The organism is Nitratireductor sp. OM-1 (genome assembly GCF_003296175.1).
Taxonomy (GTDB): domain Bacteria; phylum Pseudomonadota; class Alphaproteobacteria; order Rhizobiales; family Rhizobiaceae; genus Nitratireductor; species Nitratireductor aquimarinus.
Window position 1 is genome coordinate 3,619,442 of sequence record NZ_CP029208.1, and the last position, 13,173, is coordinate 3,632,614.

Sequence of the window (13,173 nt, forward strand, 5' to 3'; positions counted from 1 at the left end):
GCCCGCCCTAGCGCAGCTTGAGGGTGGACAGGCCCACCAGCGCCAGAAGCACCGCAATGATCCAGAAACGGATCACCACCTGGCTTTCGGTCCAGCCGAGCTTTTCGAAGTGATGGTGTATCGGGGCCATCAGGAACACCCGTTTGCCGGTCATCTTGAAGACCGCCACCTGAATGATCACCGAAAGGATTTCCACCACGAACAGGCCGCCGATGATGGCGAGCACGATCTCGTGCTTGGTGGCCACGGCAACCGAGCCGATCAGGCCGCCAAGCGCCAGCGATCCCGTGTCGCCCATGAAGATTGCCGCCGGCGGCGCGTTGAACCACAGGAAGCCGAGCCCCGCACCGATCACCGCGCCAAGGATCACCGCCAGCTCACCCGTGCCGGGCACGAAGTGGATCTGCAGATAGTTGGCGAAGATGGCGTTACCGGAGAGATAGGCGATCACGCCGAACGACGCCGCCGCCACCATGACCGGCACCGTGGCAAGCCCGTCGAGACCATCGGTCAGGTTCACGGCATTGCCCGCGCCCACGATCACGAAGGCCGCGAAAGGCACGAAAAAGATGCCCAGATTGAGCAGGAAATCCTTGAAGAAGGGGAAGGTCAGAGACGAGGAGAACGGCGCCTGCCCCGCATTCATGATGACCCAGGCCGCAATGCCCGCAATCACGAATTCGGCCGTCAGGCGCGCCTTGCCCGAAAAGCCCAGATGCGACTGCTTCGTCACCTTGAGATAATCGTCATAGAAGCCGATGGCGCCGAAGCCCAGCGTGACCATCAGCACCACCCAGACATAAACGCTGGAGAGGTTCGCCCAGAGCGCACAGGAGCCCAGAATGCCCGACAGGATCATGAGCCCGCCCATGGTCGGTGTGCCGGCCTTCTTGAAATGGGTCTGCGGACCGTCGGCGCGGATCGGCTGCCCCTTGCCCTGACGCACACGCAGCGATGCGATGATCATCGGCCCGAACAGGAAAACGATCAGCGCCGAGGTGATCAGCGCACCGCCGGTGCGGAAGGTGATGTAACGAAATACGTTGAGAACCGAAACTTCATCGGCCAGGTCAACGAGCATCATGAGCATGGATCAGTCCCCCGTCGCCGCGCCCGGATAGGTTTTTAGGATGGCGTCGACCAGTTTGTTGAAGCCGATACTTTTTGAAGATTTGATCATGACGGCGTCGCCGGGCTTCACAGCCTCGAGCACAAGCGCGCGCAGATCGTCCGTTGCTTCGCGGTGTTCCACCGGCAGCCCTTCGGGCAGTGCCGCGGCCAGCGCTTTCATTTCCCTGCCGGCGAGGAAAACGAGCTCCGTGCCCGCATCCGTCACCATGCCGGCGAGCCCGGCATGCAGTTTTTCTGCATGTTCGCCAAGCTCCGCCATATCGCCCAAAACGGCGATGCGCCGTCCACCGGCTTCCGGCTCGGCGCGCTTCAACAGGTCGAAGGCAGCCGCCATGGAGGCCGGATTGGCGTTGAAGCTCTCATCGATCAGCGTGAACGCGCCGCCATCGAGCATCAGCCGGTGGCGTGCGCCGCGCCCGGCCTCGGCGTCGAAAGAGCCAAGCGCCATCGCAGCCTTCTGCATGTCGGCCTGCGCCAGATGCACCGCACCCAGCGTCGCCAGCGCATTCTGCACCATGTGCCGCCCCGGCGCGCCCAGCCGCACCTCGGTCGCCTCGCCATCGATCTCGATGGCAAAGGTTGAGGATTGCGGACCGCACTCCACATGGGTCAGCCGGATATCGGCCTTTTCGTGCGCGCCGAAGCCGGCAATGGTCTTCACGCCGGCCTCTTCGGCCAGACGCGCAAGCGTGTCCCAGTGCGCATCGTCGCGGTTGATCAGCGCCGCGCCGCCCTTCACCAGCCCCTCGAAGATCTCGCCCTTGGCCTGGGCGATTTCCTCAACGCTCTTGAAGAAGCCCAGATGCGCGGCAGCCACCAGCGTCACCACGGCGATGTGCGGACGCACCATCTTCACCAGCGGGCGGATTTCGTCGGGATGGTTCATGCCGATCTCGAAGATCGCGTAATCGCAATCGGCCGGCATGCGGGCGAGCGTCAGCGGCACGCCCCAGTGATTGTTGAACGAGCGGTCGGCTGCATGCACGCTGCCGCAGGCGGAAAACGCCTGACGCATCATGTTCTTGGTGGAGGTCTTGCCGACCGAGCCGGTCACCGCCACGATTTTCGCGCGGCTGCGCAGTCGCGCCGCGCGCCCCAGATCTTCCAGCGCGCCCAGAACGTCCGGCACCACCACCATCGGCACGGCCAGCCGCCCGAGCGCCGGCAGCTTCGCCTCGGCGACGATCAGCACCGAAGCGCCTGCCGCCATGGCAGCGGTGGCGAAGCTGTGCCCGTCAAAACGCTCGCCCTCAATGGCGAAGAACGCGTCGCCCGGGTTGAGCGTCCGCGTATCGATGGAAATACCGGTGATGGGGCCTGATGCCTGGCCCAGCGGTCTTCCGCCCGTCGCCTGCACCAGCGCCTCGAAGGTCCACAACGTGCTCATCCGGCGCGCTCCGCGAGTGCCGTGCGCACTTCCTCATGATCGGAGAAATGGTGTTTGCGGCCTGCAATTTCCTGACCCGTTTCATGGCCCTTGCCGGCCACGATCAGCGTGTCGCCTTCCTCAAGCATGGCGACGGCGGCGCGGATCGCTTCACGGCGGTCGCCGATCTCACGCGCGCCCGACGCCGCTTCCATGACGGCGGCGCGGATCATCGCCGGATCTTCCGAGCGCGGATTGTCGTCGGTCACGATGGCCACATCGGCAAGCCGCGCGGCGATCTCACCCATGATCGGGCGCTTGCCCGTATCGCGGTCGCCGCCGCAGCCGAACACCACGATCACGCGACCGGTGGTGAAGGGCCGCACCGACTGGAGCACATTCTCAAGACCGTCCGGCTTGTGGGCGTAGTCCACATAGACCTGCGCGCCATTGCCGGCCGTTCCGACCAGCTCCAGCCGTCCCGAAGCGCCCTTCAGCGTCTCAAGCGCGGCAAAAGCCGTTTCCGCCGCAGTGCCGGTGCTGATGGCAAGGCCTGCTGCAACAAGCGCATTGGCCACCTGGAAGTCGCCCGCAAGCGGCAGGTCCACCTCGTAGATCACGCCATCGACATCCACTTCGGCGCGCTGGCGATGCCGCTCATGCTCAACCCGCTTCAGGGTCAGAAAACCGCCCTTGCGGCCCACGGTGCGCACATCGAGGCCTGCCGCCTTCGCCGCCTTCTCGGTCGGCTCCGACCACGGATCGTCAGCGAAGATCACCGCCGGCGCGCCCTTGGGCAGCAGCGCATCGAAGAGCCGCATCTTGGCGCGGTGATACTCCTCGATCGTCGGATGGTAATCCATGTGGTCGCGGCCAAGATTGGTGAAACCGCCGGCATCGAGCCGCACGCCATCGAGGCGGCGCTGGTCGAGCCCGTGGCTGGAAGCCTCCATGGAGGCATGCGTCACGCCCGCCCCCGCGAGCTCGTCCAGAAGACGGTGCAGCGCAATCGGGTCGGGCGTCGTCAGTTCGCCATATTCGTCGCGCCCCGGCGCAACCACCCCGGTGGTGCCGATGCTGGCAGCGGGCAGTCCCGCATGTTCCCAGATCTGCCGCGTGAAAGAGGCAACGGAGGTCTTGCCGCTGGTGCCGGTCACGGCGACCATGGTTTCGGGCTGGCGCGGAAACACACGCGCAGCGCAGAGCGCCAGTGCATGGCGCGGATCGTCGGTCTCGATGACGGGAATGCCCGGATCAGACGAAAGCGCGCCCGGTCGGGCAATGATGGCCGCAGCGCCCCTGCGCGCAGCCTCCTGCGCAAAGGACGCGCCGTCCGCCTTTACGCCGGCGAGCGCGAAGAACAGGTCACCGGCTTCAACCGTGCGAGAATCCGACGAAACGCCTGAAATCGGTCGATCCGCCGGCAAGAGCCCCTGACTGGAAAGAATGTCTGCAAATTCACTGAATTTCATGGGCCCCGGCGCTTTCAATTACCACGTTTCCCCTCGGCGCATGGCCGACTCACTGCTGTGAGACCAGCAAAGCATTACTTTCTTGACCGAATTCGGGCTTCACGCCAAGAAGCGGCGCAGAGCGGCGAATGATGTTACGCACCATCGGTGCGGCATTCATGCCCGCTGTTGCACTGATGCCATCCCGCTCCGGCTTCGGCTCATCGACGAAGACGAGAACCACATAGTCCGGATCATCAGCCGGGAAACCGGCGATGTAGGCGTTGAAGCGCACATTGTTTGAGTAGCGGCCATTCACGACCTTTTCTGCCGTTCCGGTCTTGCCACCCACATAATAGCCTTCCACCTCGGCGCGGCGGCCTGAGCCCTTTTCCGTGTTGAGACGGAAGAGGTAGCGCATTTCGGCGCTGGTCTTCGGCGAGATCACCTGTTCGGCGATTTCGTTGGCCTCGGCCTCGGTGCGCGGCAGGAAGGTCGGCGGGAAAAGCTTGCCGCCATTCAGCATCGCTGCCGCTGCCACCGCCGTCTGAAGCGGCGTGGTCGCCATGCCGTGACCATAGGAGATCGTGATCGAGTTGATCTTCTTCCAGGTCTTCGGCTCGGTCGGGAGAGCAACCTCCGGCAGTTCCGTGGGCAGGCGTCCCAGAAGGCCGATCTTCTGCAGGAAGGCGCGGTGTCCGTCGATGCCAACAACGTCCGCCATCTTGGCCGTGCCGATGTTGGACGAGTAGATGAAGATCTCCGGAACGCTCAGCACACGGCGCTTGCCATGGAAGTCGTTGATGGTAAAGCCGCCGATACGGATCGGCCGTGTGGCGTCAAAACTGTCATTGATGCTCACCAGGCCGGAATCGAGCGCCATAGCGGTGGTGAAGAGCTTGAAGGTCGACCCCATCTCGAACACGCCTGCCGACATGCGGTTCAGCCGATCCTTGTCGAGCGCGTTGACCGGGTTGTTGGGATCGTAATCGGGCACCGAGCCCATGCCCACCACTTCGCCCGTACGCGCATTGAGCACCACCGCACCGGCGGCAATCGCCTTGTAGCGGTCGAGCGCCTGCACCAACTCGTCGCGTATGATGTGCTGGACGCGCAGATCAAGAGAAAGCCTGACCGGCTCCAGATGCCCCTCAACCGCGAGGCCCGTCGCCTGTAGGTCGGCAAGCCCCTGATCGTCGACGAATTTTTCGATGCCGGCGATACCCTTGTTGTCGATGTTCACGAGACCGACAATGTGCGAGGCCGTCGGGCCACCCGGATAGAAGCGGCGCTTCTCGGTGCGGAAACCAAGGCCCGGAATGCCGAGCGCCAGAATGTCGGCCTGCTGACGCGGCGAAAGCTGGCGACGCAGCCACACAAAACCGGCATCGCTGTCGAGCCGGCGATAGGTCTGCTGATAGTTCAGATCGGGCAGAACCGTGGAGAGCTTTTCAATGGCCTCGTCGATGTCGACGATGCGGCGCGGCTCGGCAAAGAGCGACGCCGTCTTGATGTCGGTTGCCAGAACCTCGCCATTGCGGTCCACGAGATCGGGCCGCGACGCGGTCACGCGGGCTGCGGGAAGGCTCGCTTCGGGCTCTTCCTGCATGGCCAGATGCACGAGACGGCCACCAAGCGCGGCGTAAATGCCGAAGATCACGGCCATGGCCATGACGACGCGGTTCTGCGCCCGGCCGCCACGCGCCTTGCCTGCGCCATCCATGACAATGGTAGCCGCCCCGCGGCGCACCGCAGAGGTATCCGTGTCGTGGGTGTATTCGCTTGCCCCAGTCATGGCCGCACCGCCCCGGTTGTCGTCTGGTCAGGACCGCCATCGGCACCCGCCATGTCGGTGACGATCCCCTCAATGGTCAATGGCCGCTCCGGCAGATCGGAGAACTCGGCGATGCGCGGCGCTTCCACCGGCTCAAGCCCCAGTTCTTCCTTGTAGGTTTCCGTCAGCCGCTGCAGGCGCGCAGGCTGCGTCAGCAGGCTCCAATCCGCCTTCAGAATGTCGATGGAATCCTTCTCCAGCTGGGCCTGCCGCTCAATCGTGCGCAGTTCCTTGTAGCTGGCCTCGGCGTCGTGCTTGGTCTTGTAGGTAAAGGCGGCGGCAGCCATCATCACCGTGATCAGAACAATATCGCTCGTGCGAAACATCTGAGCCTACCTTTCACCAGCACGTGTCGGCCGCGGGAACCGCGAAAGACCGACAATGTCGAAATCCACATCGCCCGCCGGCGCATCGGTGCGCACGGCCAGACGCAGACGCGCCGAGCGCGCCCTCGGGTTGACGTCCGTCTCTTCCTTCGACGGCGAAACGGATTTCGCCGGTTTCTGGAAAAGGGGCGCCGCCTCGTGAACCTGCGGCAGATGGCGCGAACCGCCGGAACCGCCGGCCCGCTCAGCCATGAAACGCTTCACGATCCGGTCTTCGAGCGAATGGAACGTCACCACGACCAGCCGCCCGCCGGGCTTCAGAGCACGCTCGGCTGCAAAGAGCGCGCGCGCCAGTTCGCCCAGCTCGTCATTGACGTAGATGCGCAGGCCCTGGAACACGCGGGTCGCCGGGTGGATCTTTTCCTGCGGACGCCGGCCCACGATTTTCTCGACCGCATTGGCAAGGTCGAGCGTCGTCTCGAAAGGCTTTTCGGCCCGAAGCCGCTCAAGTCCGCGCGCGATGCGCCCGGCCTGCCGCTCTTCGCCCAGAATGCCGAAGATGCGGGCGAGATCCCCCGCCTTCATCGTGTTGACCACGTCGGCTGCGCTCAGCCCGCTGCGCTCCATGCGCATGTCGAGCGGGCCTTCCTTCTGGAAGGAAAAGCCGCGCACCGCCTCGTCGATCTGCATGGAGGAAACGCCGATGTCGAGAACGACGCCGTCAACCGGCGCGTCAACCACCTCGTCGAGGCGGGAGAAGCGGTTCTCCACCAGACGCAGGCGTCCATCCCATTTGTCGACCAGCGCCTGCCCTGCGGCAATCGCCGTCGGGTCGCGGTCAATGGCCGTGACCGAACCGCCGGCTTCCAGAAGCGCGGTGGTGTAGCCGCCGGCGCCGAATGTGCCGTCGATGAAGGAATGACCATCGAGCGGATGCAGGGCTTCGAGAACTTCACGCAAAAGAACCGGAATGTGGCGGGCCGGTCCGCCACCGGCCGGGCTTTCGCCGCCGGGGCCCGCCATCATTCCGACTGTCCGGCAGTCCGGCCGGATGCAGCCGCTTGCCGAAGTTTGAGGAGCCGTTCGCGCACTGCCTGCCCATGGGCCTTCAGCCGCTCCGGCTCCCAGATCTGAAAGAACAGTCCACGCCCCACGAAGGCCACTTCCTTCGTGATGCCCGTGTGCTCGCGAATAAAATCGGTCACCGTGATGCGCCCATCTTGATCGAATTTGAGGAAGGCGCCGTCGCCATGCACGAAAAAGGACATGTCGTCCGCCGTCTGCAGGAACGGATCCTCCTGCGCAATGCGCTCCTCGTAGCGGTCGAGCAGGTCGAGACCGCCCACATCCATCGCCGGGATGTCGAGCGCACGCAGTGCATAGAGTTCCGTGAAACCACGCTTTTGAACAACGGAGCGAAAGTGCGCCGGCACCGAGACCCGACCCTTGGAGTCGATCTTGTTTACTGCATTCGACAGAAACCGGTCCATGACGCTTAACGGCCAATTGGCCTATGCCCCTTTGCATCTCTTCTGCCGCTGTCAAAAGCGGCTCTCCGAATGTGTGCCCGCCCCTCTGCAAGGGTGAATCCCATACGCCACGTCGCCCTGAAAAAGAGGCCGACATGGGTGGAACCCGTACTCCAACTGCAACGAAACGCTGATTTGATTTATGGGGTACCATGGGCCGATATGGGCGTCAACGGGATTAACCTTCACTTATGCCTCGATGACAGGCGATTTCGGCATGCATCGGGCCATGGTCATTTATCGTGCATTAAGGCTAACAAAAGGTTAGGAAAGGCTTCGGGCCGGCCGGTCCGCACCTGCCCCAAAGTCACCCATGACGCCTGCGAGGAGCCCCATGTCCGACAGCCAGAACGCCCGCGCTGCAAGCCTTTCGCACCTCCATTCGGCACGGCTCGCAAAGGGCGATCCGCTCTCCACGCCCATCGTCATGAGCTCGGTGTTTCATCTTCCCGGCGATCCCGCAGGCTTTAGGCAATATGGCCGTTTCGACAATCCCACCTGGGAAGCGGTCGAAGCCGCCCTCGCCCATCTGGAAGATGCCGGGACCGTGAGCTTCCCATCGGGCATGGCTGCGATTTCGTCCGTCTTTCTGGCGCTGCTTTCGGCCGGCGACCGGGTGCTTCTGCCCGCAGACGGCTACTACACGCCGCGCGTTCTTCTGGAGAAACACCTCTCCCGGCTTGGCATTCTTTACGACACGCGGCCCACGGCCTCCTTCCTTGAAGGCGGGTTTGAAGACTACCGCATGGTTCTCATTGAAACGCCGTCCAATCCGGGGCTCGATGTGTGCGACATCGCCGCCGTTGCGAAGGCTGCCCATGAACATGGCGCCATCGTCGTTGCCGACAACACGACCATGACGCCTTTCGGCCAGCGCCCGCTGGATCTGGACGCGGACATCGTTCTTGCCGCCGACACCAAGGCGATCAACGGGCACTCGGATGTACTGTTCGGCCATGTGGCAAGCCGCGACAGCGCGCTGATCGGCGCGGTACGCGACTGGCGCAAGCTTTCCGGCAACATTCCCGGCCCGTTCGAGGCCTGGCTGGTGCTGCGCGGGATCGAGACGCTTGAACTGCGTTTTGACCGGATGTGCTCGTCGGCCGAAACCATCGCCACCCGCCTCGCCGAGCATCCAGCCATCAAGGCATTGCGCTATCCCGGCCTTGCAGGCGATCCATCCCATGCGCTCAGCCGCACGCAGATGCTGCGTTTCGGCTCGCTGATCGGGCTGACGCTGGAAACGGAAGAAAAGGCGGAAGCCTTCATCAACACCTGCCCGCTGCTCGAAGCAACGACCTCGTTCGGCGGCGTTCACTCTTCGGCTGAACGGCGTGCAAGATGGGGTGACGATGTGGCGGAAGGCTTTGTGCGCCTGTCGATTGGATGCGAGCCGACCGAGGCGCTGTGGGCACCCATCGAAACGGCGCTGAACGGCCTGTAAATTTTCCAAAAGCACCCGGAATTTTCCCAAACGGGACAAAATTCCGGAAAATGAAAGACGAAAATGCCAGCCGGTCTATAAGCCGGATTTTGTATGGCCGCACCGCCCGAAAGCGATGCAACGTGACGACCATTCCTCTGGGACCGATGTTGCCATCGGCCTCTAGCAACCTACCCGAACGGTCAAGCCGGAAAAAGCCCTGAGGGTTGCCCCTCGCGCCGTTCCTATTCGGTCTTGCTCCCGGTGGGGTTTACCTTGCCGCCTCCGTTACCGTCGACGCGGTGGGCTCTTACCCCACCCTTTCACCCTTACCCTGCCCGAAGGCGGGGCGGTCTGCTTTCTGTGGCACTGTCCCTGGGGTCGCCCCCGCCGGATGTTATCCGGCACCGTTCTTCCGTGGAGCCCGGACTTTCCTCGCGAACAGCCTTTCGGCCCCGGTCCGCGCGGCCGTCCGACCGGCTGGCAATGCGTATAAAGGGTTTCATGCGGCAAAACGCAACTCAAAACAGCCGCGTTCGCGCAGGAAAGCGCCTTCGTCCCGAACTTAAATCGCCGCGCGCCCTTCCGGACGCGCGGCGATCCAAATTTCACCTGAAGCAGCGGAGGAACCGAAAACCGGTTTCTGCCGCCGAGCCCGAGAATTAATGCCCCAGGATCTGCTTCACCTTGGAGCAGTAGCGCGAGGAGATCGGGTTCATGCGCTTTGCACCGTGACCGGCATTGTATTTGAGGATCGTGCCGCAGGTGGAACCGCCGCCGAGCTTGTGCGCCTTGGCGAGATATTTCATGCCGTATTTGATGTTGGTCTCGGGGTTGTAGAGGCCCTTGGAGGAACCGCTGTAACCCATCATGCGCGCGGTTGCCGGCTTGATCTGCATCAGGCCGATTTCACCTGCCGCACCGCGGGCATTGGCGCGGTAGTTGCTTTCAACGCGCACAACGGCGTTGGCGAGCGAGACCGGCACGCCATAGGCAGCCGCATATTTGGAAATGATGGTGTGGTAGGAGCCACCCGAACCGCTCTTGCGGACCGACGTCTTGACGGTGATCTTCTTCCGGGACTTGGAAGCCTTGGCCGTTTTCGTGGACTTGCGGGACTTCGCCTGCAGGGCCTTCTTGACCGTCTTCTTGTCGGCCTTGATGGAACCGGTGGTCGTCATGTCCACGTCAGTCGCACTGGAACCTTTTCCGCCGCGAATGATTGCCTGAAGGAGCGTGGTCGGCTCCTTGCCCGTATCAACCTTCTTCTCTGCAGCCTTCTTTGCAGAATGCGTGGCAATGACCTGGCTGTAGCGGGGCTCGTCAGCGTGAGACAAAGACGTTGCTGCGCAGACAGCAAACGCTGCCGCGAATAAGGTAGTGATTTTCATTTCGACCCGTAATTCTGTGCCGCTGCATCAGGGCGCGGCAGGTTTTGTTTTCCACGAGGCCGGGACGTGGTCCCTCGGCCTCAACACGGGTCGCTGTTTTGCAGGGGAAGGAGAAACAAAAAAGGCGCTTCAATTCAAATAATATGAACTGATGAAATTTTGCGCCAGTCTTGGGAGTGAGTGATCGTCAGGGAGAAGAATCAATCACAGGTTAATCATACATTAGTTTTCGCAAAATTGCGCATGTCCAGACATCGGCAATCCCATTTATCTCTAACGGTCTGAAATGCCTTTGAAATTCCCTAACGGCAACCTCCGTATCACGGTCGAAAATGCCTGTTTGGGCGATTCCATACCCATAACCGGAGAGTAATCTCTGGAGAGCCTGCACCGCCGGCCCCGCGTCACCGGGGCCCAGGGAATGGCCGCCCGAAATGGGCGGAACTGCGACAAAAGTGCCAAGGCCGCCCTTTGCAAGACGCTCCCAGGGGAAGTTTTCGCCGGGGTCAACCTTGCGGCCGGGCGCAATATCGGAGTGTCCGAGGACCCGTTTTGGCCCGATTTTGTGACGCCGGCAGATATCTTTGCCCAGTTTCAGGACGGCTTCGATCTGGATATCGGGGAAATCAGGCAGCCCCTGCGGGTGTCCCGCATTGGCGATTTCGATGCCGATGGAGCAGGAATTGATGTCTTCGCAGCCCTGCCATGAGCTGCGCCCGGCATGCCAGGCGCGGTCTGCCTCGCGCACCATCTGCACGATCCGGCCATCCTCGTGAACGAGATAATGGCTGGAGACCTCGCTTTCGGGCGCGCACAGCCAGTCCTGTGCGCCCTGGCCCGTTTCCATGCCGGTGTAATGCAGGATGAGCATGTCGGGCAGAAGTCCGCCACGCCGCTCTCCAAAATTCGGAGACGGACACACTTCGGCGCCTGCGAAATCAGGCTCGAACATCATGCCAGAACAGTCCTCCGCGCTCACGCGCGAACCTGCGCTTTCTCGATGCTCTCATAGGCGGCATTGATGGAAGCGAGCCGCGTGTTGGCGATGGCGAGGAATTCTTCGGGAACGCCACGTGCGATCATGCGATCAGGATGGTTTTCGGCAACCAGCCTGCGGTAGCGGCGCTTGATCTCGTCAAACGGGGCATCCTGCTCGACGCCAAGAACCATGTAGGGATTGCCCTCGCCCTGAAGCGCATGGCGCGAGAGGATCTGCTCGAAATGGTCTTCGCGGATATCGAAGATCTCGGCAACCCGCTGAAGGAAGTCACGCTCGCGCTCATGGATCACACCATCGGCCTTGGCGATGTGGAAGAGCGCATCAAGGATATCCTCAAGCATGGCGCAATTGGTGTCACCGGAGCCGCAGAGACCGGACATCTGACGGGCATAGGCCTCGAAGCCGGCCACATCCTGCTGCGCCAGACCATAAAGACGCGAAACATTGGCCTGCTCATTGCGCGGAACGGAGAAAATCTCGTGAAACGCCTGCACCTCGTCGGGCGTCACGACGCCATCGGCCTTGGCCATCTTTGCAGACAGGGCAATGATGGCGACGGAGAAGGCGACACGCCGTCGCAACTGCGGATCGCCTTCGAAAACGGTGCGAATGGCCTCGACCATCGCCGAAAGCGCGCTGCCGGGTGCGCGCGTAATAAAGTCTGTAATGCGATCCCAAAAAGTCATGCGGTTTTGTAACCGCAATTGCCGACGATTTCGAGACGCAGATTGGCGCATGAAGAAACCGGACGAGCCGCACGGCTCACCCGGTCTCATTCATGAGCGTCAACGCCCGCCGGCATCAGCTCAATGCCAGACGGTGCATCACCTTACTGGACCTTACTGGCTGGTCGTGCCCTGATCCTGCATCGTGTCAGGCGCTTCCGGCGCAGCAGCGGGCGCATCCATCGGGGTCGTATCCTGCTGCTCGGGCTCGATGCTCTGGGTGGTCGTGTTGTCGCCTTCACTGCAGGCGGCAAGTCCGAGAAGGGCCAGCCCCGAAACGGTTGCAGCTAGAAACTTTTTCATATCCACTCTCCATACAAAGCACATCTTCCGGACGCGTCGCCGCGCGCCCACAGCGAGGAAATGCGCCAGACCGCATGGAGTTTCGTAACGTTGAGTGACGGGCCGTAACGATGCGGGATCGCGGACGCGCCATGCGCCCTGCCCGCAGGCTTACGGGCCAGGGTCAGGCCCCTAAAGGCTGGTGGCGCTGCGCGCGGCCTGATCATATTGCCCGGACAGGGCGTGCATTACCGCGGCGATGCCGGAAAGCGCTTCCTCGTCGAGTTTGAGGCGCTTGGTGCTCGATACGAGCAGCGCTTCGCGAACCTCATGATAGCGCTCGCAGGCGGCAGCCCCTTCCGCAGTTGCCTTCACCGTCTTCTCCTTGCCCCTGCGCCCGGTCTTGACCAGACCGAGCGCGGCCAGCTTCTTGATGGCGTAGGACGCGACGTGAACGTCCTCGATGTTGAACATCATGCACAGTTCCGAAAGCGTCTTCTCCCGGTTCCTGTGATTGACGGCGTGCAGGATCTGCACGGCGGTGGGCTGCAGACCCGGAACCCCCGCCGCCGCCATGCAGCGCACCATCCAGCGCTCGAAGGAATGGCTCATCACGGTCATCGCAAACTCGATCTCCGACAGCGCCGGCATGGCGCCAGCGGCCAGATGGGCTGCGGAGACGACCGGTCCGACTTTCCGTTCGGCGTTCGACATC

At 62.5% G+C, this 13,173-nt stretch carries 13 protein-coding genes and 1 other RNA gene; 1 reads left to right on the top strand and 13 read right to left on the bottom strand.

All coding sequences use genetic code 11. The features are described from left to right. Window positions 1-7: 7 nt before the first annotated feature. The 7 genes from mraY to mraZ are packed head-to-tail and all read right to left on the bottom strand — an operon-like array spanning window position 8 to window position 7,598. A complete protein-coding gene (gene mraY / locus DEJ54_RS17255; protein WP_113155645.1) occupies window positions 8-1,090 on the bottom strand; it encodes a phospho-N-acetylmuramoyl-pentapeptide-transferase in 1,083 nt (360 codons plus the stop codon). Between the two features lie 3 nt (window positions 1,091-1,093). Further along, a complete protein-coding gene (locus DEJ54_RS17260; protein WP_113155646.1) occupies window positions 1,094-2,518 on the bottom strand; it encodes a UDP-N-acetylmuramoylalanyl-D-glutamyl-2,6-diaminopimelate--D-alanyl-D-alanine ligase in 1,425 nt (474 codons plus the stop codon). Continuing rightward, window positions 2,515-3,969 (bottom strand): UDP-N-acetylmuramoyl-L-alanyl-D-glutamate--2,6-diaminopimelate ligase, encoded by a 1,455-nt coding sequence (locus tag DEJ54_RS17265; protein ID WP_113155647.1) that lies wholly within the window; start codon window positions 3,967-3,969, stop codon window positions 2,515-2,517. The genes DEJ54_RS17260 and DEJ54_RS17265 overlap by 4 nt, the downstream gene beginning before the upstream one ends. A 49-nt stretch (window positions 3,970-4,018) precedes the next feature. Then, window positions 4,019-5,743 (bottom strand): penicillin-binding protein 2, encoded by a 1,725-nt coding sequence (locus DEJ54_RS17270; protein WP_113155648.1) that lies wholly within the window; start codon window positions 5,741-5,743, stop codon window positions 4,019-4,021. Beyond that, on the bottom strand, window positions 5,740-6,108 hold the full coding sequence (locus DEJ54_RS17275; RefSeq protein WP_113155649.1) for a hypothetical protein: 369 nt from the start codon (window positions 6,106-6,108) through the stop codon (window positions 5,740-5,742). Before DEJ54_RS17275 ends, DEJ54_RS17270 begins: the two co-directional genes overlap by 4 nt. A gap of 6 nt (window positions 6,109-6,114) precedes the next feature. After that, on the bottom strand, window positions 6,115-7,134 hold the full coding sequence (gene rsmH, locus DEJ54_RS17280; RefSeq protein ID WP_113155650.1) for a 16S rRNA (cytosine(1402)-N(4))-methyltransferase RsmH: 1,020 nt from the start codon (window positions 7,132-7,134) through the stop codon (window positions 6,115-6,117). Then, window positions 7,131-7,598, bottom strand: coding sequence for a division/cell wall cluster transcriptional repressor MraZ (gene mraZ / locus DEJ54_RS17285; RefSeq protein ID WP_113155651.1), 468 nt, complete (start codon window positions 7,596-7,598; stop codon window positions 7,131-7,133). Before mraZ ends, rsmH begins: the two co-directional genes overlap by 4 nt. 373 nt (window positions 7,599-7,971) lie before the next feature. Between mraZ and DEJ54_RS17290 the strand changes: the two genes are divergently transcribed. Next, on the top strand, window positions 7,972-9,081 hold the full coding sequence (locus DEJ54_RS17290) for a cystathionine gamma-lyase (RefSeq protein WP_113155652.1): 1,110 nt from the start codon (window positions 7,972-7,974) through the stop codon (window positions 9,079-9,081). Between the two features lie 62 nt (window positions 9,082-9,143). Here DEJ54_RS17290 and rnpB read toward each other — a convergent pair. The 6 genes from rnpB to DEJ54_RS17320 form a co-directional block, all read right to left on the bottom strand. Next, window positions 9,144-9,544: RNase P RNA component class A (rnpB, locus tag DEJ54_RS17295), an RNA gene on the bottom strand. Between the two features lie 178 nt (window positions 9,545-9,722). Next, window positions 9,723-10,451 carry a lytic transglycosylase domain-containing protein gene (locus DEJ54_RS17300; RefSeq protein WP_113155653.1) on the bottom strand — a complete coding sequence of 243 codons (729 nt, stop codon included), beginning with the start codon at window positions 10,449-10,451 and terminating at the stop codon, window positions 9,723-9,725. Window positions 10,452-10,662: 211 nt separating this feature from the next. Beyond that, complete coding sequence (locus tag DEJ54_RS17305) at window positions 10,663-11,406, bottom strand: N-acetylmuramoyl-L-alanine amidase (protein ID WP_113155654.1); 744 nt, start codon at window positions 11,404-11,406, stop codon at window positions 10,663-10,665. 20 nt (window positions 11,407-11,426) lie between these two features. Beyond that, entirely contained in the window at window positions 11,427-12,137 is a 711-nt protein-coding gene (locus DEJ54_RS17310) for a DnaJ family molecular chaperone (RefSeq protein WP_113155655.1), read from the bottom strand. 153 nt (window positions 12,138-12,290) lie between these two features. Continuing rightward, the gene (locus DEJ54_RS17315) at window positions 12,291-12,479 is read right to left on the bottom strand and encodes a hypothetical protein (RefSeq protein WP_113155656.1); all 189 of its coding nucleotides are present in this window, start codon (window positions 12,477-12,479) and stop codon (window positions 12,291-12,293) included. 171 nt (window positions 12,480-12,650) lie between these two features. Further along, window positions 12,651-13,172, bottom strand: coding sequence for a winged helix DNA-binding protein (locus DEJ54_RS17320; RefSeq protein ID WP_222474093.1), 522 nt, complete (start codon window positions 13,170-13,172; stop codon window positions 12,651-12,653). Between the last annotated feature and the right edge of the window lies 1 nt (window position 13,173).

Bases quoted from the DNA above. Each gene is read 5' to 3' on its own strand.
- mraY (WP_113155645.1), bottom strand. From the start codon at position 1,090: ATGCTCATGATGCTCGTTGACCTGGCCGATGAAGTTTCGGTTCTCAAC.
- DEJ54_RS17260 (WP_113155646.1), bottom strand. From the start codon at position 2,518: ATGAGCACGTTGTGGACCTTCGAGGCGCTGGTGCAGGCGACGGGCGGA.
- DEJ54_RS17265 (WP_113155647.1), bottom strand. From the start codon at position 3,969: ATGAAATTCAGTGAATTTGCAGACATTCTTTCCAGTCAGGGGCTCTTG.
- DEJ54_RS17270 (WP_113155648.1), bottom strand. From the start codon at position 5,743: ATGACTGGGGCAAGCGAATACACCCACGACACGGATACCTCTGCGGTG.
- DEJ54_RS17275 (WP_113155649.1), bottom strand. From the start codon at position 6,108: ATGTTTCGCACGAGCGATATTGTTCTGATCACGGTGATGATGGCTGCC.
- rsmH (WP_113155650.1), bottom strand. From the start codon at position 7,134: ATGATGGCGGGCCCCGGCGGCGAAAGCCCGGCCGGTGGCGGACCGGCC.
- mraZ (WP_113155651.1), bottom strand. From the start codon at position 7,598: ATGGACCGGTTTCTGTCGAATGCAGTAAACAAGATCGACTCCAAGGGT.
- DEJ54_RS17290 (WP_113155652.1), top strand. From the start codon at position 7,972: ATGTCCGACAGCCAGAACGCCCGCGCTGCAAGCCTTTCGCACCTCCAT.
- DEJ54_RS17300 (WP_113155653.1), bottom strand. From the start codon at position 10,451: ATGAAAATCACTACCTTATTCGCGGCAGCGTTTGCTGTCTGCGCAGCA.
- DEJ54_RS17305 (WP_113155654.1), bottom strand. From the start codon at position 11,406: ATGATGTTCGAGCCTGATTTCGCAGGCGCCGAAGTGTGTCCGTCTCCG.
- DEJ54_RS17310 (WP_113155655.1), bottom strand. From the start codon at position 12,137: ATGACTTTTTGGGATCGCATTACAGACTTTATTACGCGCGCACCCGGC.
- DEJ54_RS17315 (WP_113155656.1), bottom strand. From the start codon at position 12,479: ATGAAAAAGTTTCTAGCTGCAACCGTTTCGGGGCTGGCCCTTCTCGGA.
- DEJ54_RS17320 (WP_222474093.1), bottom strand. From the start codon at position 13,172: ATGTCGAACGCCGAACGGAAAGTCGGACCGGTCGTCTCCGCAGCCCAT.